Here is a 19,606-nt window from a genome sequence, read left to right as displayed (position 1 = left end):
AAGGCTTTAAAAGCAAGGGGTTTTTACCCCTTTAGCATTGAAACTGCTGCTGCTTTTTGTTTTATGCTTAAGCACTCTTTTAGTCCATTATCTTCAAGAGCTAATTCTTTTAATTTTCTCTCAGGTTTATAAACTACTTCGGTTTTTACAAGCATATCAAACTTGTCTCCCAAAAGCTCCCTTAAAAGCTCATCATCTTTTATAACAATGTCTTGTCCTAAGCTAACCTTTACACCATTATCATTATCTACTATTAGGCTTATAGTGTTTGCATCACTATCGCTTAATAGCTCATTAGCCCTAAACGCTATGTATTCTTTTGTATCTTTTAGCTTTTCATTTAGAACGTCTATTTGTGCTTTTAACTCGCAAAAATCCTCAATGCTTCTACCAAGCTTTTTATCTGTTAAATTTGTCTCTTTTTTGCCTATTTTTACTATCATTTTTTACTCCTTTTTTGTTTTTTGTTTTTCTTTTGTATCTTTTTGGCTAGTTTTTTATGTAAACTCATTCTTCCTCCTTAAAAAAATTAAATCTCCTTGCAAATCTATGCTTACAAACAAAGCCATAAGCAAAACAAACAGCGTGGTTTATCTTGTGCTTGTTTTGCTTCTTGTTTGCCTTTTTAACTACTCTTATCATAGTCCAAGACTAGGTGTTAATTGTAAATTAACATCAAAACTAAGCTCAGTTAGTCCAATTTTGCTAGCCTGTTCTTTTTCTATCTTCATTTCAGCACTATTTCTTGATGCTGGATGCTGACTAAAATAAACATAATTACAAAGCTCCATAAGATCTAAGCAATTTTTCATTACTTTTTCTCTATCTTTTGCTTCATCGTATATACCATCAAAGCAAAGAACAGGGCTTATTGGTGTATAACCGGCATCTTTTATTATCCTACAAGTATCTTTTGCTAGCCTAGTTGCAACTATAGATGTGCTATTTTTATCAAGCCCAAGTGCAGCATAAGGCGTAGCAACATATACAAACTTACCTTTCATCTTTCTCCTTTCAAATTAAAATTTAACTTTATCAAGGGCAAACAGCTTGCCCTTTGTAAAATTAAACAGTTGCATTAAATGCTTTTACACCATCGCAACGCTCACTAATATCATTGGTTAATCTTGCTAACACATCTCTTCTAACATTCTCTTCTGTAAAACAAACAAGCCTTAGACTAAATTTATTATCATCACTTATTTCCACAAAAAGTTCTGTTTCAAATGTTCCAGTAATTGCTGTATTCGCCTCATAAATAGGCAACTCAAAAGTTAGTTTCTTTGGTATTGATAGACTTTCTTTTGTGCCTGATTTAATTTCAACATCAAGCGACATTTTAGAGCTAGCATTCTTTTGCACACTGTCAAATTTCTTTACAGCTTGTAAGCTTTCAGCAAGTTCTATTACATCCATATTGTCATTTTTAACATCATCAATTTTGCTTATAAACATAAAAATAGACTTTAAGAAAAACACAAATTCTCTTTGAGATAGCGGCTGAGATATGTTTTTGCTAAAAAGACCGTAAAAAGGTGTATATCTAAGTTCAAGGTTTATGAGTTTGTCGCAAAACTCGGCTTTTTCTTTTGTGTTAAAATCTATCACGCAAGATATTTTTCTATCATTGTAAAATAGCTTTGAACTAGGCTCTTTGTATTCATTGACTAAATTTACAAAGCTATCCACATTAAGAGCATCTATTGTGTATTGATTTCTTAGTGGCTCTTTTAGTAAGCTCCTATTTAGTTCATATTCTTTATGAACTAATATAGCTCTTTTATCTTTGTCTATTTCGACACTTGGTATTATTTCATTAAGTATTTTTACTTCTTGCATTTTTTTATCCTTTAAAATGTCATAACTAATTGATCTGGGGCAGTTCTTGTTGGCAAAAACTCTCTAGATACATAAAATCTTGTTTTTATTGGCTCTTTTGGAAGAGTTACTCCAGTTGTCCCAAAAACAACAATCTCATTTTCAGAGTTTGGATCAGTTTTTACTGTTATTTTGATATTAACACTTGCTGTTTTTTTAGTACTTTGCACAGCACTGATAGCATCTTTTAGATTATTTGCAGTTTGAGCCAAAAGCGACCCACCGCCTAAACTTCTTAAGGCTTCTATTAGAATGTCTATATCGTTATTTACTACTGTCTGATTCATTTTATTTACCTTTTTTTATATTTTGTTAGGATTTCTCCACCTCATGCCTAAAGCATTTTTGAGCTCTTAAATACTTAATCAGACCGCCAAAGGCGATCTTGTTAAATATTTATTTTCTTATAGTGTCTACTATCCGACCATCACTTTTTCTTGCTATAAAGCAATTATCCACAACTTCATAATAAGCCCTATTGTAAGATGCCATTAAGCCCAAAATCTTGCTACTTTTTACACCGTAATAGCCCCTTTTTGTCTTCCAAAGCTTAAAACCTTTCTCTTCTTGCAAGCTTATAAAATCCTCTATGCTCATAAGCTCTTCTAATCTTGCAGCTTGGGTATGTTTATACATCCTACATCCTTTTTTAAATTTACTCTTTTTGCTTTTTCTTGCTCTATCTCATCTATGCTTTGTTTTATTTGCTCCCATTTTCTTGTATTTCTAGGATGTGACAATTTTGCTATAGCTGTTTTTTCTATCTGTCTTACACGTTCTTTGCTAAGCGATAAAATCTGTGCTATTTGCTCATAAGTCATTTTTTAGCCTAGAACAACCATTGAGCTAGCACGTGCAACTATTTCAGCATTTATGCTAGTTTTATTAAACTCAGCAAGTCTCTTTGCCTTTTTATAAAGCTTTGATGAGCTTCTAAAATTACCCTTGCTCCACTCATATATAAAAGAACCAAAAAAATCGTTACACTCTTGTTTGCTAAGTCCACGCATAAGCCACTTGCCACATATCCTGCTATATAGTTGTTTTAGCTCCTTGTTCTTACCCATTAGGTTTTTAAGCAATATCTCAGTCCCGCAAAGTATCAAAGGCGTTCTTGAAAAATCGTGTATCCTTCTTAAATCTTCCAAAGCCCTAAGTGGCAAATGCTCCGCCTCATCAACCACCAAAATCTTGTCACTTTGTTTTAAAAACCTAGCCACAGCTTTAAGCCTTGCATTTAGCCCATTTGGTGCATCAATCTTCAAAGCCTCGCACAAATCTTCAAGTATTGCCTTTGCACTTGTATGGCAAGTTGCCTCTATCAGCACAGCATTTGAGTGCTTTTTGCAAAACTCTTTTAGCACAGTAGTCTTACCAGAACCAGCCTCTCCATATATCAAAGCTATCTCTTTTTCAGCCACAGCCTCATCTATGACAAAATTTGCCGTTACAAAGTCATCACTTTGATACACTTCTTCGCTCAAAGCTACCACTTTTTGCTTTTTTTGGCTATAATTGTCTATATAATTTTCAATCTTTTTAGCGACAGTTGCGATGTCGCCTTTATATTCTGCTTTGCGAAATTGACTTATCGTAGCAGGACTTAAACCAAGTGCACGAGCTAGTGCACTTGCACTTATCTCGTTATCGCTTAAAAAACATTCAAGTTTTTTTATAACATCTTGCATTTTTTTACTCCTTTTAAATTGCTTTTAAAAACTTTTTAAAACCCGTTTAAATCGCTTTTAAAAACAATTTTTACTAGCTCACTTTTTTCCTAGCCTTTGCCATATCTTCAAAGCCTTTTATCTCGCTCTTTTTACTAGCCCTTTCTTGCTTCATATACTCTTTATCAAACTGTGCATTTGTTCTATTATTTCTATCTATTACCGCCTTTTGCTCATACTCATTTACAGCTTCTTGCTTAGGTCTTAATGCCTTACTTGCATTAACTTCTTTGACATAATTAACCATAAATTCTTCAATCTCTTCTCTATCTTTTACAACCCTATCTTTTAGCCTTTTAACCCTTTGTGTTATGATTTTTTGAGCCGCTTTTGCATTTTCCACACTCTCACCGTGTTCTAAATCAAGCGGAGTTGCAACACCTATAAACTTATCATTGCTATCAAACACAAATTGCTCGTTTATGTTGTTTAAATTAGCCCTTACATAGACATTAGAATGATTAAACATATCCACATTGCTAAACCAAACACCATCGCAGCTAACACCTTTTTTGCATACACTCTTGCTATTTCTCTGTGCTAGATATAAGCTAAGCTCAAACTCATTCATCCCTACAGCATCATCTATCTTTTCATCATAAGCTTCCCTAGCACTCTTGCCAAGTCTTTCTAAATAACGATTGTTTAAAAACTTCTCAGTGTATTCATCTATAAGGCAAGAAACTTCATCCAAGCTCTTTAAATTTCTTAGATTAGTCTTGTAGCCTTTTTTAAGTCTTCTCTCTTTTTTAGACATAAAAAACTCAATAGCCTGTCTTTGTGTGATACTATGCCCTATGTAGCCCCTTAGCCACTCACTAAGACCATTTTGCAAAGCCCCAAAGTTCTTTTCTACATAAGGCTTAAGCCAACCACTATAAGCTCTAACCGCTTCATACTTAACCCCTATGGCCGACAAAAAGCTAAAGTTAGCCTTTGATTTAAATGCTTTTCCGTTATCACCCTTAATTACCTTCATCTTTCCATAACGGCTTATGTATTTTGCTGTGGCTCTTGCTATTGCTGTGCTATTTTCACTTTCACTTATATAAAAACTAGCAACACCGCTATAAGTATCTATAAGACCTATAAGCGTATATCTCTTTTGCCACTCTTTTACAAAGCTTTCAAACTCATCCTTGCTTTCAAATACATTATTTACAGCCCCAAAGCCTATCTTCTCGCACAAATCACTAGCATTACATATCACATCAAAAGGACTAGCATCGATCTCTACTATTTCATTTATGCTACTAACAGCCCAGTTGCTAACACCAAGACCAGCAAAATGCTTGCTTATAACACCATCTTCGCCTTTTTCTATTAGAGTTTTTAGCATAGGATTAGCTTTTAAGTATTTATTTACAAACCTATTCACCACTTCATAACTAACGATTTCATCTTTTTTAGCCAAAAAGTCCATATGGCTAAGCTTATTCTCATTTATGGCGTGATAATTAAGCACTTTGTGTATATTTTTTGAATTTACCCTGCCTTTTTGTGCGTGTATAAGCTTTACAGCAAGCTCACTAAGTCCAATCCTTTCAAGTTCGCTCTCTTTATTGTTTGTTCTTTCATCTACCAAACCATCAATCCCAGCACTTTTATAAGCTCTTTGCCAAGCATAAAGCTTATTAGCAGTTAATTTTATGCAGTATATTTTCTTAGCATTTATATACTCTATAAAATCAGCTTCTTTTATCTTGCCCTTAGCCTTTTCCCACTCATTTACTATTAGCTTTTTAGTGAGTGCAAGCTCTTTTTTAGCTTCGCTTGCACTTGCAAACCTGCCGGCTCCATTTACATAACCCTTGGCTTTTTTATCCACTTCGTTTAAATGACCTTCGCTTAAAGAGCCTTTGTTTAAAGCCCAGCTAGCCTTTTGAACTACCAAGCAATCATCTACTCCAGCATACTCTTCATTCTTTTCCCAATCACCCCTTTGTCCATTATCATTATCACAAATCCTAGCTTTTTCATCTGTGCCACAAAGTGTAAAATCTCTGATTGCTTTTTTATCTCTTGCTCCCTCATCATCTTTACTATCCCAGCCGCCTGTGTTTTCTCTAACCCCATCATTATCTATCCTTTCTATATTATTTTTATTAATCATCTCATCATCTATCCATATTTGTAAGACTTTTCCACCCCTACCTTTGCCATCGGCATAATTAAAGCCTAAGATGTTATGCTTTACAGAGCAAAATTTTTTACATTTTTTTAATGACAGCTTGGCAGATTTTTGCAAAGCCCTATCGCTTACACCTAAAATGTCAGCTGCCTGCTTAGAATTTACCCACATTATGCTACCTTTATACCATCTTTTTCAAGTATTCTTCTAGCCCTTTTACTTACATATCCTTTGTAAAGACTAGCAAGACTAAGCCCACGCATTTGACAATAATCTTTAAGGTCATATTTAGTCTTTTTCTTTACCGCTTTTGTTATCGGTTTTGTCATAATTCCCATCATTACTCCTTTTATTCTTGTTTATTTTATTGTTAAATTTTTATTATATAATTTGTAAAAAAAGGCTATATTATGCGTAAAGCTATCCTATATTATGAGTATTTTAAAGACATAGTAAGCGAAATATTGCTTCAAGTATCAAAAGATACCTTATATCTCTTACAAGACTACATAAACGAACTTTTACAAGATGAAAACCTACTAATAGAACCTTTTAATGAAGAAACTATTAAACAAATAGCTTCTTACATTAAAAAGACTAAAAAGCAAAGAGAGTTAATGCTTAAAAGTGCAAACCCACAAGAACAAATTGCTATATTATTTCCTGTTGTTTATTCTCTAACAAAAACTTATCTTATCCACTCAAAAAGCACGGACTTTTTGTTTTACAATACTAGTGTTCCCTACAAGACATTTGCCTCAAAAGTTGTTTATGATCTACTTTCGATCTCTTCTCACGATGTTTTGAAGAAGTTGAATTATTATTTAGGCACTGTGATTGCATGTGATCAGATACTGTATTAAGCATAAGGCTAATCGCAGTATCTTTGCCAAAAAAATCATCACAACTAGCTATAAACCCTATAGCTCCTAAAATTTCCTCAATACGCTCATTATTTATATGCATATTTACTCCTTATAGAAAAATTTAACAATAAAATATAAAAGAACCTAATTAAGATTTTTTTGCCTTTTTTATGCTATTATTTCTTAATTAATTTAGAAATTATAGCATAAGATATTATGCTATGTCAAGGTAGTGCATATGAAATTAGGCTTAAGAATTAAAAACTTAAGAGAAGAAAGAGGATTAACTCAAATAGAGCTAGCAAATTTAAGTGGAATATCAAGAGCAAGTATTCAATTATATGAAGCAGATAAGGTTGAAATCCCAGTTAAAAAATTATCAGATATTTCAAAAGCTCTTAATGTTGATACTGATTTCTTTATAAAAGAAAAAAGTTCGTTAGTAGTTCGTAAGTATGATCAGGATTTAGTTCGTAAGTCGTTCGTTAGTAATTCTAATCTTAAAGAAGAAAATAGTAAAAATAATGTCCCGCAAAATGTCCCTGAAAAAAATAAAATAATGTCCCGCAATGTTGATTTTTTGTCCCCCAATGCTAATAAACTTAAAAAATCACAAATAGAACAAATTCAAAACGACCAAATATATATAAGACAACTAAGCTCAAGCGTTGGAGCAGGAGAGAGTGTAGATATTGATGGCTTAGAGATTTACGACACAGATGTTTTGATACCTTTTTCAAGAATGCTATTTAAACTAAACCCAGACGAAGAAAGACTGCGTTGTATGCGTGTAGATGGCTATTCTATGATACCTATGCTATATCCTGATAGCTGGGTTATAGCAGACATTACTAAAAAATTTACAGGCGATGGACTTTATATTATTAACTACTGTGGCAACTTTATGGTAAAGCTTTTACAAAAAGCACCAAATGGTATATTACATATAAATAGCGTAAACAAAGACTATCAAAGCTACGAGATAAACGAAGACAGCCAAACAGAAGTAATAATAGTAGGAAAAGTATTAAGATGTGTCATTTAAACGCCTTTTAAAGGGCTTTTAAAAGCATTTGTAAAAAAATGTAAAGCTTATGTAAAGTAATGTAAAGTAATTTTTCTCACTTTGATTTTAACAAAACAACCCCCAAACACCCATATTATAGGCATTATCGCTAAATTCTCCCCACTTTATTTTCTAACAATACTTTACACATAACCAAGTAAAACACAATAAAATAAAAGAATAAAAAGAATTTAAATTTATTAAATAAAAAAACATAAGAAAGAATAAGAAATAAAGATATACAATAAATAAAGATATATGAATAAAGAGAAACTAATTGGATTTATAAAAAGAAAGAATAAACAAAGCTCGCAGCGACTTACTTTCCCGACATCCCAGTAAGAGAGAGTATCATCAGCCAGGACGAGCTTAGCTTCTTGGTTCGAGATGGAGCAAGGCGTTTCCTCGTCTGTATAGCCACGAGCAGTGTTAAATAAAAGATTTAAATATAATCTCTTATTTAACACTGTTTGTGTTAAATTATATCGTTAAGAGTAAAGCTTGTTTTATCAAACAATCTTTTCTTGTATAAGGTTTTACCCTTAACAAGGAAGTGATGCTTAAAAAGATAAGCAAACGAGCTATTAGTACTGGTCAGCTAAATGACTTTCATCAATTACACACCCAGCCTATCAAACTAGTAGTCTACTAGAGCTCTTAAAAGAAGATTCATCTTGGAGTTGGCTTCGAGCTTAGATGCTTTCAGCTCTTATCACATCCGAACGTAGCTACCGAGCGATGCCCTTGGCAGGACAACTCGTACACCAGTGGTTCGTTCAACCCGGTCCTCTCGTACTAGGGTCAACTCTCCTCAATCTTCTTACGCCCACGGCAGATAGGGACCGAACTGTCTCACGACGTTCTGAACCCAGCTCGCGTACCGCTTTAAATGGCGAACAGCCATACCCTTGGGACCTGCTCCAGCCCCAGGATGCGATGAGCCGACATCGAGGTGCCAAACCTCCCCGTCGATGTGAGCTCTTGGGGGAGATCAGCCTGTTATCCCCGGGGTACCTTTTATCCTTTGAGCGATGGCCCTTCCACACAGAACCACCGGATCACTAAGACCGACTTTCGTCCCTGCTTGACATGTACGTCTTGCAGTTAAGCTGGCTTATACCTTTATACTCTACGAACGATTTCCAACCGTTCTGAGCCAACCTTTGTAAGCCTCCGTTACATTTTGGGAGGCGACCGCCCCAGTCAAACTACCCACCAGACATTGTCCTGCATGAGGATAACTCATGCCAGTTAGCTATCAGAATAAAGAAGAGTGGTATCTCAACAATGGCTCATATACAACTGGCGTCATATACTCAAAGCCTCCCACCTATCCTGCACATCTTTATCCCAATAGCAGTGTCAAGCTGTAGTAAAGGTCCACGGGGTCTTTCCGTCTTGCCGCGGGTAGGAGGAATTTTCACCTCCACTACAATTTCACTGGATCCCTCTTCGAGACAGCTCCCATCTCGTTACGCCATTCATGCAGGTCGGTATTTAACCGACAAGGAATTTCGCTACCTTAGGACCGTTATAGTTACGGCCGCCGTTTACTCGGGCTTCGATCAAATGCTTCGCAGAGCTAACATCATCAATTAACCTTCGAGCACCGGGCAGGCGTCACACCCTATACATCCTCTTACGAGTTAGCAGAGTGCTGTGTTTTTGGTAAACAGTCGGGAGGGACTCTTTGTTGTAACCTTCAATGCTTACGGAGTAAATCCTTAACAAAGTTAGGCACACCTTATACCGAAGATACGGTGCTATTTTGCAGAGTTCCTTGAAGAGAGTTCTTCCACGCGCCTTAGAATACTCATCCCACCCACCTGTGTCGGTTTACGGTACGGGCAACATTATCTAAACTTAGAAACTTTTCTTGGCTCGACAGTATCAAGGATTCAGACTCGATTCCGAAGAATGTTGTCTGCCTGTGGGGTCTCGGCTTAAAAAGAACCGGATTTGCCTGATTCTTAACCTACACCTTTCGACCAGCACTTCCATCCGCTGGCTCCTTTAACTCTAAGCGTCCTTCCATCGCACAATAATGTTGGCATTGGAATATTAACCAATTTTCCATCGCATACCCCTTTCGGACTTTGCTTAGGACCCGGCTAACCCTACGATGACGAGCATCGCGTAGGAAACCTTGGGTTTACGGCGTTGGGGATTCTCACCCCAATTATCGCTACTCATGCCTGCATGCTCACTTCTATCCGCTCCAGCGCTCCTTACCGGTACACCTTCAACGCTGAATAGAACGCTCTCCTACCACTTAGTAAAACTAAGTCTAAAGCTTCGGTACTCATTTTAGCCCCGTTATATTTTCCGCGCAAAATCACTAGACCAGTGAGCTATTACGCTTTCTTTAAAGGATGGCTGCTTCTAAGCCAACCTCCTGGTTGTTACAGTAACTTCACATCGTTTTCCACTTAAATGAGATTTAGGGACCTTAGCTGTTAGTCTGGGTTGTTCCCCTCTCGACGACGGATTTTATCACTCGCCGCCTGACTGCTGTGATTACACACTAGGTATTCGGAGTTTGATAGGGTTTGGTACATTGGTGTATGCCCTAGCCCATTCAGTGCTCTACCCCCTAGTGTTACGACACAACGCTATACCTAAATATATTTCGGAGAGAACCAGCTATCACGATGTTTGATTGGCCTTTCACCCCTATCCACAAGTCATCCCATAGCTTTTCAACGCTAGCGGGTTCGGTCCTCCACTGGCTCTTACACCAGTTTCAACCTGCTCATGGATAGATCACATCGTTTCGGGTCTGCAACATCTGACTAATCGCCCTATTAAGACTTGCTTTCGCTACGGCTCCGGGTTTCCTTAACCTCGCCAGACATCACAACTCGCAGGCTCATTATGCAAAAGGCAGTCCATCACCCTGATAAATCATAGGGCTCTGAATGATTGTAAGTAAATGGTTTCAGGTTCTATTTCACTCTGATCACCTCAGTTCTTTTCACCTTTCCCTCACGGTACTTGTTCGCTATCGGTCTAGTAGTAGTATTTAGGGTTGGATAGTGGTCTACCCAGCTTCAGACAGAATATCACGTGTTCCGCCCTACTCAGGATACTGCTAAGTAAAACATCGCTTTCATATACGGGAGTATCACCCTCTACGCTTAACCTTTCCAGGTTATTCTATTAGCTTTGTTTAGTCTATGTTGCAGTCCTACAACCCCACTAGTAAACTAGTGGTTTGCCCTCTTACGCGTTCGCTCGCCGCTACTAGCGTAATCTCTTTTGATTTCTCTTCCTGTTGGTACTAAGATGTTTCAATTCCCAACGTTTGCTCCATTATATGGTAACTGACATCGCTATCAGTTGGGTTGCCCCATTCGGAAATACCCGGATCAAAGCCCCTTGACGGCTCCCCGAGTCTTATCGCAGCCTGGCACGTCCTTCATCGCCTCTACTAGCCAAGGCATCCACCATTTACTCTTAGTAGCTTACCTTTTTTACCTATTAATACATAATAAGTTGTTAGTATATTTTTTGTTATATTCTAATTCGCATCACTTCCTTGTTAAAGGTAACTGTTATACATAATAAATAAAATATAATAATTATACTTTTACTATGTAGTTACTAAATCTAAACACATAATCCCCAAGACGGAAAGCATTAACAGATAATATAGATAAGTTTTAATCCTATAATATCTTGTGATGTTAAACTTCTGTATTTATATACAAGAGATTAGATATTTAAATCTTTAACAAGTCCTGTAAAATTGTTTTTATTAAAACTTGCTTGTGACTCTTAACAATTGTAATTAAAAGAACAACGATTTGTTTAAAAATAAAATATTGACTTAATATTTTAAAGGAGATAAACTCCGTTTCTCAAATCGTGAGCTGGAATTATATAAGAGTAATGCTTAATATGTGCTTAATGTTATAAAAAAAATAAAAATATTTTAGTGGGTGATATTAAATAAAAATACGTTATCTATAAATCATAGTTAATAATTAATTTTAATTGCTACAATAATTTTAGCATTGTGTATTTAATTTTTTTATATTTTAAGATATCATAAGGCGACAAAAAGTCAATAATAGATAAAATAAAAATAAAAAATCAACAAGGATTAAAATGGAACATAGTTGCAAAGATAATGGTTGTGATGGGTTTTTATTAATGAAACAACAGCAATCTTGTGTGGTATTAGCTGGTGGCAAAAGTAGTAGGATGGGAATAGATAAAGCATTAATGCCTTTTAAAGACAAGGCAAGTCTATCTGCATATGTAACAGATAAGCTATCATCTATTTTTAAAGAGGTTTATATAAGTGCAAAAAATAATAAATTTAACAATGCTAAACTTAATCAAAGCATTAAATTTATAGCCGATGAAAGCGATGAAAGTTCTCCAATGATTGCACTTGCTAGTATACTTCATCATTTTAATGAACCAGTTTTTATACAACCTGTTGACATGCCTTTTTTAAAACCCGAGAGCATCAAAGATATGTCTAAGCTAAAAGATGATTTTGAAATCGTAATAGCTTGTGAAGCAGAAAGAGATCATGTACTTTGTGGTTATTTTTCTCCTAGCGTAGCAGATAAAGCAAAAAAATTAGCTAAGGATGGAAAGCATAAAATAAAAGAGCTTTTAAAAATTTGTGATGTAGTTAGGGTTGAACTTTCTGGTGATAATGAAGGGATAAACCTAAATAATCCTGATGATTTAAAAAAGGCTTTAAGTTATGAATAAATCATTATTTATATTATTTATTTTTTCTTTTTATTTATTTGCAAATGATGCTGATAAATTTAACCTTGCGAATGAGCTAGAAGAAGCAGGCGATATAAAAGGTGCAATGAATATCTATAAAAGCTTAGCCTCTAAGAACATAGAAAAAGATTCAAGTTCAGAAGAACACATTAAATCAGATATTATAAACAATTCAAAAGCAAAAGATGAAGCACTTTTTAGGGAACTTTTTGCTGGAAGTAGTATAAGTTTTCATGAATTAAACTATTTGCTCTTAGGTACATATGCTTCTAGTGTCCCTAATAACGATAGACAAAAATTTGAAACCAAATTTAACATAAGTATTAAAAAACCGATAGAAATTTCACTATTGCCGAAATGGGCCAATCTTTATATGGCATACTCTCAAACATCATGGTGGCAAACAGGAAAGCATAGTTCGCCTTTTAGAGAAACAAATTATAGGCCAGAAGTTTTTATGCGTCTATATACAAACAATGAACGGATAAATAGCTTTGATATAGGTGTTTTACACGAATCAAATGGACTAGGTAAAGATAAAAGCAGAAGCTGGAACAGGGTATATGCTAGCTCTAAATTAAATTTTAGAAATCTATCCATAACTCCTAGAGTTTGGTATCATATAGGAGACTTGAGCGACAATAAAGACATTTATCGTTATTTGGGTTATGGTGACATAAAAGCAAAGTATACTACAAAAAATATATCACTTGAACTACTATTGCGCAACAACTTTCATTTAAAAGACAATAAAGGAGCGGTTCAAGCAAGTCTTGTATTTCCACTATTTGGTGGAATTTTGGGATACTTACAATACTTTAATGGATACGCTGAAAGTTTAATAGATTATAACCACAGCACAAATAAAATAGGCATAGGTTTTACGTTACTTAGATAAAAGCAGAGGGTTAGAAACTTAATCTTTTCTAACCCTTAAAAAAGTAGCAAAGCGTGGTATGCCGTTTTTTGTTAAATTTTGATATTTAAAAGTAACAACACTTCCTATCTTTGGTGGATTTTTACGATTATCATCACTAAAGCCGGATCCTATTTTAAATCTAATATTATTTGCTAACTCACAAGTTATTGATCCCATCATATCTTTATACTTACCTTTGCCTTTATTTATAGACACTACCTTACACTCTTCATCAATAAATCGTTTATACTTTAAATTTAAATTACTTCTTGATTTTATGTATTTAGAGTTTGGCTCACGAATTACAACACCCTCTCCGCCACTACTTATAATCTCATCTAAAAAGCTATCTAACTCTTTTTTATCTTTTATAAGTCTTTGTGGTATAAGTTTTATATATCTTTGTATATTATTATTGTTATTGTTTTTATCTATATAATCATTGAGTACTTTTAAACGTTCAATCAATCCACCATTTGTATTAGGCACATCAAATACATTGTATGTTATATTTTCCCACTCTTTTTCATTTGGTATTTGATCCATAACTATACTTTGTATTTTTTCAAATTCATCTGTTTTAGTATACAGTTCTCCATCTAATGCAAAGTCTGGAAGTGCTTTTAAAAAATAAGAAGGTGCATTTATAATCTTACCTTGTCTACTTAGTAAATTTTTACCATCCCAATAAGCTCTTATGCCATCAAGCTTCTCACTAGCATACCATCCACTTATATTCTGATCTTTATATGTGCCAAGCTTCATTAATTCAATAGCATAAATACTTTGAATACATATAAAGACAATAACAATTAACTTTAAAATTTTATCCACCAATATCCTTTATGATTTTTAATATTTTTTATTAAATTGACATTACACAATCATATCTAAAAAACAACAAACAACCAAATAAGATAAAAAAATAAAAAACATTAAATTAAAATATATAAGAATTTAAATAAAATAATCTAAGCAAAGAACTATTATAAAAATCAAACAATAAGAAATAAAAAAAATAAAGAATTTAAAAACTAATCTAATATAGTTTTATATTTATAAATTAAGAAATAAAATAAAAAAAATATATAAAAGTTAAAAAAGAAAAAGTAATAAAAACAAAAAAAGAAAAAAGTAAATTAATAGTTATAATATATTAGATATAAATAAAATAAACAATGATAAAAAAATATGGAATAGTTAAAAAGAGTATATTGTTAAACTATATTAATGGTGGGCCTAACAAGACTTGAACTTGTGACCTCACCCTTATCAGGGGTGCACTCTAACCAGCTGAGCTATAGGCCCTTAAATGGTGGAGAATAGCGGGATCGAACCGCTGACCTCCTGCGTGCAAAGCAGGCGCTCTCCCAGCTGAGCTAATTCCCCAATATTAATTTCTAAATACTAATAGAAATAAAATATATTTAATTATTAGCTGTCAATCTTTCAAAACTAAACAAGGATCAATTGATATATTTTCCTTTGATGTATATCTTGTGAGAGAATATACATTGTACTCTAGAAAGGAGGTGATCCAACCGCAGGTTCTCCTACGGTTACCTTGTTACGACTTCACCCCAGTCGCTGATTCCACTGTGGGCGGTAGCTAGTTTAGCATTCCGACTTCGAGTGAAATCAACTCCCATGGTGTGACGGGCGGTGAGTACAAGACCCGGGAACGTATTCACCGTAGCATGGCTGATCTACGATTACTAGCGATTCCGGCTTCATGGAGTCGAGTTGCAGACTCCAATCCGAACTGGGACATATTTTATAGATTTGCTCCATCTCGCGATATTGCTTCTCATTGTATATGCCATTGTAGCACGTGTGTCGCCCCGGACATAAGGGCCATGATGACTTGACGTCGTCCACACCTTCCTCCTCCTTACGAAGGCAGTCTCATTAGAGTGCTCGCCCTAAGCGTTAGCAACTAATGACGTGGGTTGCGCTCGTTGCGGGACTTAACCCAACATCTCACGACACGAGCTGACGACAGCCGTGCAGCACCTGTCTTAACATTTCTGCAAGCAGACACTCTTCCATCTCTGGATGATTTGTTAGATATCAAGTCCGGGTAAGGTTCTTCGCGTATCTTCGAATTAAACCACATGCTCCACCGCTTGTGCGGGTCCCCGTCTATTCCTTTGAGTTTTAATCTTGCGACCGTACTCCCCAGGCGGTATACTTAATCCGTTAGGTGCATTACTGCCTTGACTAGCAAAGCAACAACTAGTATACATCGTTTAGGGCGTGGACTACCAGGGTATCTAATCCTGTTTGCTCCCCACGCTTTCACGCCTTAGCGTCAGTTGAGTTCCAGCAGATCGCCTTCGCAATGGGTATTCCTGGTGATCTCTACGGATTTTACCCCTACACCACCAATTCCATCTGCCTCTCCCTCACTCTAGATTATCAGTTTCCCAAGCAGTTCTATGGTTAAGCCATAGGATTTCACAAAAGACTTGATAATCCGCCTACGCGTCCTTTACGCCCAGTGATTCCGAGTAACGCTTGCACCCCCCGTATTACCGCGGCTGCTGGCACGGAGTTAGCCGGTGCTTATTCGTTAGGTACCGTCATGGTTCTTCCCTAACAAAAGGAGTTTACGCTCCGAAAAGTGTCATCCTCCACGCGGCGTTGCTGCTTCAGGGTTTCCCCCATTGAGCAATATTCCCTACTGCTGCCTCCCGTAGGAGTCTGGACCGTGTCTCAGTTCCAGTGTGACTGATCATCCTCTCAGACCAGTTATGCGTCATAGCCTTGGTAAGCCATTACCTTACCAACTAGCTGATACAATATAGCCTCATCCCTTACCGAAAAACTTTCCCGACCAAACTTATGTTTGGAAGGAGTATAGAGTATTAGCAGTCATTTCTAACTGTTGTCCTCTTGTAAGGGGCAGATTAGCTATACATTACTCACCCGTGCGCCACTAAGATTAAAAAAGCAAGCTTAATTAATCTCCGTTCGACTTGCATGTATTAGGCACGCCGCCAGCGTTCACTCTGAGCCAGGATCAAACTCTCCATATAATTTATATGAAGTTTTTAATCTAAAAAACTTTAATTTTTTTGTTAATCAGTTTTAAGTCTATAAACAATATAGACTGGCTCAATCGATCACTTGTTTAGATTTCAAAGATTGACTAATAGTTTAACATTTATAATTTAACAGAACAACGATATTTAAAAAGAAAAGCTTTATTAACTAAAAGTTAAAGGTGGTTTCTCAAATCGTGAGCTGGAATTATATAAGAGTAATGCTTAAATGCTACTTAAATATAAAATAATATTTTAAATAATTTGAATTTGGGTGAGTTTGGGTTGGTTTTATGTAAAAGTATGGAAAATAATAGAAATTATGATTATGTTTCTATGGGTATATATAGGTTGATGATTGTTGTGTGAGGGGGGGGGTGATTATTTGGTATTATGTGAAAATAGAAATATTTTCACACTAGTTATAAGATATATTTTATAATCATAGCTAGGCGCAACTAATATTTATTTGTATGATTTATGGCATTTATAAAATCATATATTTATAGCTATATAGCTTCAATAGCCATATTAATATATTATTCAATACCAATCAAAACAATAACTAGAACAATACTACAAAAACATATATCCAATAAGTATAAAATTAAACAAATAATGTAGCTTAAAGTTAAGCTTGCGAGTAATATAGCATATGATTTTAGATATTTTTATTGTAAAAGCTTGCTAAGATTTTAACAAAGAACAAGAGAGATAGTATATTTAAGTTATTTAGAAAGAAAATCATACAGGTTATTTAACAGTAAATTATCCTTGTTTTATATAGTTTATTTTATATGATTTAAACAAGTTAGTAAAAGTATGGTTTAAGAATAAAGAGATTTTATAAAAGTTATTGGGTAGTTTTATATAATTTATTGGCGTGAGTGTTTGCGGATAATATTATATCTCTGTACTATTTCCATATATCTCTACACAAGTAGAAGATAAACCAAAAAATATAGCTTAATGGTGAGTTTATGTTGTAATATTGTTTTTTAGATATTTAATTAGGTTTTTAAATTCATGGATACATGGTACTACAAGAATATATAATATAACAATTATATAGATATAAATTTATATAAATAATACTTTGTTTTATATACCTGCAATGACTATAAATACCAATAATTAGTTTTAGTGATTATATGATGTTTTGTTATTTATTATAAATCTTAGAAAGTTAATTATTAAAAAATAAAATTATAGTTTTATTTATATAGATTGAATAAACTAGATAAATATATGTTTGTTGTTTAGATAGTAGTGGCTTGGGAAGTATAAATATAAAAGTGTAGTAGAGATATATGGTGGTAATTTGGGTTTATTATAAAAAATTAATCCCAAAAAAGACTTTTGTGAAAAAATCACAAAAGCTTAAAAAATCAATCTTGTTTTATAAGTTCAAGTAAATTAAACTTAAGTTCATTTATATGCTCTCCACTTGCGGATGATATAGGAAGTATAAAAAAAGGCTTTGTGATATCATAATCATAAATATCTTGTTTAAACTCAAGCAAGCCATCTCCAAGCCCGAGATCGCTTATAAATTGTGATATTATCGTGATATCTTCACAAGCATCCATTCTAGTAAGTGCAATAGCATAACTTCTTTGCGAAAGCTCGTTTGAAAATTTCAAAACTTCTTCTTTTAATGTTTCAAACTGCTCTTTTAAACTTCTATAATTAGCCAAATCTATCATATAAAGTAAAATTTTAGTTCTTTCTATGTGCTTTAAAAACTGTATTCCAAGTCCTCTACCATCACTTGCACCTTCTATGATACCCGGTATATCAGCCATAACAAAACCGCTATACTCATCAACTTCAACAAGTCCTAATTTTGGAGTGAGTGTTGTAAACTCATAATTTGCCACTTGTGGCTTTGCATTTGATATAGTTGATATAAGTGTGGATTTGCCAACGTTTGGAAAACCAACAAGTCCTACATCTGCTATTAGTTTTAGTTCAAGCCTAACCTCGCGAACCTCTTCAGGAGTGCCTTTTTGAGCATACTCTGGCGCTTGATTTGTTGAGCTTTTAAAATGCACATTTCCAAGACCACCTTTTCCACCTTTTAAAAGCATTTGCCTATCGCCCTGCTGTGTAAGGTCAAGCAAAACCTCATTTGTCTGAGCGTCATATACAACGGTTCCTGGTGGGACTATCAGCTCCAAACTCTCGCCTTTTTTACCTGTCATTCTCTTGCCCATACCAGGATCCCCATTAGCTGCCTTTAAAGCTCTTTTGCCTTTATAAGCAGCAAGAGTGTGAGAGTTATTATCTACAACAAAATAAACATCGCCACCATCGCCACCATCGCCACCATCAGGACCACCAAGCAAAACATGCTTTTCACGCCTAAAACTCACAGCCCCTGCACCACCGTGCCCAGAACTAAGAGTTAATTTAACACTATCTACAAACATAAAATACCTTTTGAATTTTTTAAGATTATATCAAATTTTAAAAACAAATTTTAAAAACTAACAAAAATAGAGTTGAAATTTAAAAATAAGTAAGTATAAAACATAGCATATTCAACAAGAAAAATCAGCTAACTTTGTAAAAAATAAAGTTAGCTAACTAAAAATCATATAGTATTAAAAACCCTATCTCCAGCATCACCAAGACCCGGAACTATATAGTTTTGTTCGTTTAATTTTTCATCTATACTAGCTGTATAAACATCAACATCTGGATAAATTTCACTAAAACGTTTAAGACCTTCCGGTGCTGCTATTATAGATATAAACTTTATATCTTTTACACCATTGTCTCTTAAAAACTTAACAGCATCTATGGCTGTGCCGCCAGTTGCAAACATAGGATCTATTATTATAGCTGTTCTATTTTTATGATCCGATGGTAATTTGGCATAAAAAAACTCAGCCTTTGCTGTTTTTTCATTTCTTTGAAAACCCAAAAACCCAACACTAGCATCTGGAATCAGCTTAAATACGCTATCTAGCATACCAAGAGCAGCTCTTAATATAGGACAAATCATAAGCTTTGTGGATAGTTTTTTAGCTTTTGTCTTTGTAACTGGGGTTATTACATCCACTTCTCTAAGCGCTAAATCCCTAGTAGCTTCAAACATCATTAAATAACTTATCTCATCTATAAGCATTCTAAATTGAAATGGTTCGGTTTTTATATCCCTTAAAATCGCTAATTTATGCTCTATAAGTGGATGATTTATGAGTTTTACATTTTTCAT

Annotated in this window: 16 protein-coding genes, 2 tRNA genes and 3 rRNA genes; 4 read left to right on the top strand and 17 right to left on the bottom strand. The window is 34.6% G+C overall.

Features of this window, described 5'->3' with window-relative positions:
- Nucleotides 1-23: 23 nt before the first annotated feature.
- From CPIN17260_RS02215 to CPIN17260_RS09095, 9 genes are all read right to left on the bottom strand, one after another.
- Entirely contained in the window at nt 24-443 is a 420-nt protein-coding gene (locus tag CPIN17260_RS02215) for a hypothetical protein (RefSeq protein WP_069637877.1), read from the bottom strand.
- A 195-nt stretch (nt 444-638) separates the two neighbouring features.
- Nucleotides 639-1,004: a DUF1937 family protein gene (locus tag CPIN17260_RS02210; protein WP_069637876.1), complete on the bottom strand. Its 366-nt coding sequence runs from the start codon at nt 1,002-1,004 to the stop codon at nt 639-641.
- 61 nt (nt 1,005-1,065) lie between these two features.
- A complete protein-coding gene (locus CPIN17260_RS02205) occupies nt 1,066-1,839 on the bottom strand; it encodes a DUF2303 family protein (protein ID WP_069637875.1) in 774 nt (257 codons plus the stop codon).
- Between the two features lie 11 nt (nt 1,840-1,850).
- Entirely contained in the window at nt 1,851-2,165 is a 315-nt protein-coding gene (locus CPIN17260_RS02200; RefSeq protein ID WP_069637874.1) for a YfdP family phage-associated protein, read from the bottom strand.
- Between the two features lie 109 nt (nt 2,166-2,274).
- Nucleotides 2,275-2,514 carry a hypothetical protein gene (locus CPIN17260_RS02195; RefSeq protein ID WP_069637873.1) on the bottom strand — a complete coding sequence of 80 codons (240 nt, stop codon included), beginning with the start codon at nt 2,512-2,514 and terminating at the stop codon, nt 2,275-2,277.
- On the bottom strand, nt 2,484-2,699 hold the full coding sequence (locus tag CPIN17260_RS02190; RefSeq protein ID WP_069637872.1) for a sigma factor-like helix-turn-helix DNA-binding protein: 216 nt from the start codon (nt 2,697-2,699) through the stop codon (nt 2,484-2,486). The genes CPIN17260_RS02195 and CPIN17260_RS02190 overlap by 31 nt, the downstream gene beginning before the upstream one ends.
- A 3-nt stretch (nt 2,700-2,702) precedes the next feature.
- Complete coding sequence (locus CPIN17260_RS02185; protein WP_069637871.1) at nt 2,703-3,566, bottom strand: AAA family ATPase; 864 nt, start codon at nt 3,564-3,566, stop codon at nt 2,703-2,705.
- A 73-nt stretch (nt 3,567-3,639) separates the two neighbouring features.
- Nucleotides 3,640-5,907, bottom strand: coding sequence for a DDE-type integrase/transposase/recombinase (locus CPIN17260_RS02180; protein WP_078387956.1), 2,268 nt, complete (start codon nt 5,905-5,907; stop codon nt 3,640-3,642).
- Nucleotides 5,907-6,074, bottom strand: coding sequence for a hypothetical protein (locus CPIN17260_RS09095; RefSeq protein ID WP_153300945.1), 168 nt, complete (start codon nt 6,072-6,074; stop codon nt 5,907-5,909). Before CPIN17260_RS09095 ends, CPIN17260_RS02180 begins: the two co-directional genes overlap by 1 nt.
- Before the next feature lie 72 nt (nt 6,075-6,146).
- Between CPIN17260_RS09095 and CPIN17260_RS02175 the strand changes: the two genes are divergently transcribed.
- Both CPIN17260_RS02175 and CPIN17260_RS02170 read left to right on the top strand, forming a co-directional pair.
- On the top strand, nt 6,147-6,599 hold the full coding sequence (locus CPIN17260_RS02175; protein WP_069637869.1) for a hypothetical protein: 453 nt from the start codon (nt 6,147-6,149) through the stop codon (nt 6,597-6,599).
- Nucleotides 6,600-6,840: 241 nt separating this feature from the next.
- Nucleotides 6,841-7,647: an XRE family transcriptional regulator gene (locus CPIN17260_RS02170; protein WP_078440504.1), complete on the top strand. Its 807-nt coding sequence runs from the start codon at nt 6,841-6,843 to the stop codon at nt 7,645-7,647.
- A gap of 327 nt (nt 7,648-7,974) precedes the next feature.
- Here the strand turns inward: CPIN17260_RS02170 and rrf are convergent.
- Together rrf and CPIN17260_RS02160 are read right to left on the bottom strand one after the other, a co-directional pair.
- Nucleotides 7,975-8,093 (bottom strand): 5S ribosomal RNA (rrf, locus tag CPIN17260_RS02165).
- A 139-nt stretch (nt 8,094-8,232) separates the two neighbouring features.
- A 23S ribosomal RNA gene (locus CPIN17260_RS02160) occupies nt 8,233-11,138 on the bottom strand.
- Nucleotides 11,139-11,778: 640 nt separating this feature from the next.
- On the opposite strand from CPIN17260_RS02160, the gene CPIN17260_RS02155 reads away from it, so the two are divergent.
- On the top strand, nt 11,779-12,399 hold the full coding sequence (locus CPIN17260_RS02155; protein WP_078440445.1) for a molybdenum cofactor guanylyltransferase: 621 nt from the start codon (nt 11,779-11,781) through the stop codon (nt 12,397-12,399).
- Entirely contained in the window at nt 12,392-13,318 is a 927-nt protein-coding gene (locus CPIN17260_RS02150) for a phospholipase A (RefSeq protein ID WP_078440444.1), read from the top strand. The genes CPIN17260_RS02155 and CPIN17260_RS02150 overlap by 8 nt, the downstream gene beginning before the upstream one ends.
- 18 nt (nt 13,319-13,336) lie before the next feature.
- Here the strand turns inward: CPIN17260_RS02150 and CPIN17260_RS02145 are convergent, their stop codons facing one another.
- From CPIN17260_RS02145 to upp, 6 genes are all read right to left on the bottom strand, one after another.
- On the bottom strand, nt 13,337-14,173 hold the full coding sequence (locus CPIN17260_RS02145; RefSeq protein ID WP_226996979.1) for a DNA ligase: 837 nt from the start codon (nt 14,171-14,173) through the stop codon (nt 13,337-13,339).
- 397 nt (nt 14,174-14,570) lie between these two features.
- A tRNA-Ile gene (locus tag CPIN17260_RS02140) sits at nt 14,571-14,647 on the bottom strand.
- A 5-nt stretch (nt 14,648-14,652) separates the two neighbouring features.
- A tRNA-Ala gene (locus CPIN17260_RS02135) sits at nt 14,653-14,728 on the bottom strand.
- A gap of 136 nt (nt 14,729-14,864) precedes the next feature.
- Nucleotides 14,865-16,377, bottom strand: a 16S ribosomal RNA gene (locus CPIN17260_RS02130).
- Nucleotides 16,378-17,771: 1,394 nt separating this feature from the next.
- The gene (gene obgE / locus CPIN17260_RS02125) at nt 17,772-18,815 is read right to left on the bottom strand and encodes a GTPase ObgE (RefSeq protein ID WP_069633074.1); all 1,044 of its coding nucleotides are present in this window, start codon (nt 18,813-18,815) and stop codon (nt 17,772-17,774) included.
- A gap of 164 nt (nt 18,816-18,979) precedes the next feature.
- Entirely contained in the window at nt 18,980-19,606 is a 627-nt protein-coding gene (upp, locus tag CPIN17260_RS02120; RefSeq protein ID WP_069636598.1) for a uracil phosphoribosyltransferase, read from the bottom strand.

This window comes from Campylobacter pinnipediorum subsp. pinnipediorum, from assembly GCF_002021925.1.
In the GTDB taxonomy this organism is placed as follows: domain Bacteria; phylum Campylobacterota; class Campylobacteria; order Campylobacterales; family Campylobacteraceae; genus Campylobacter_A; species Campylobacter_A pinnipediorum.
Note: the sequence above shows the minus strand (reverse complement) of the source record. Positions and strands in the feature narration are given on the sequence as shown.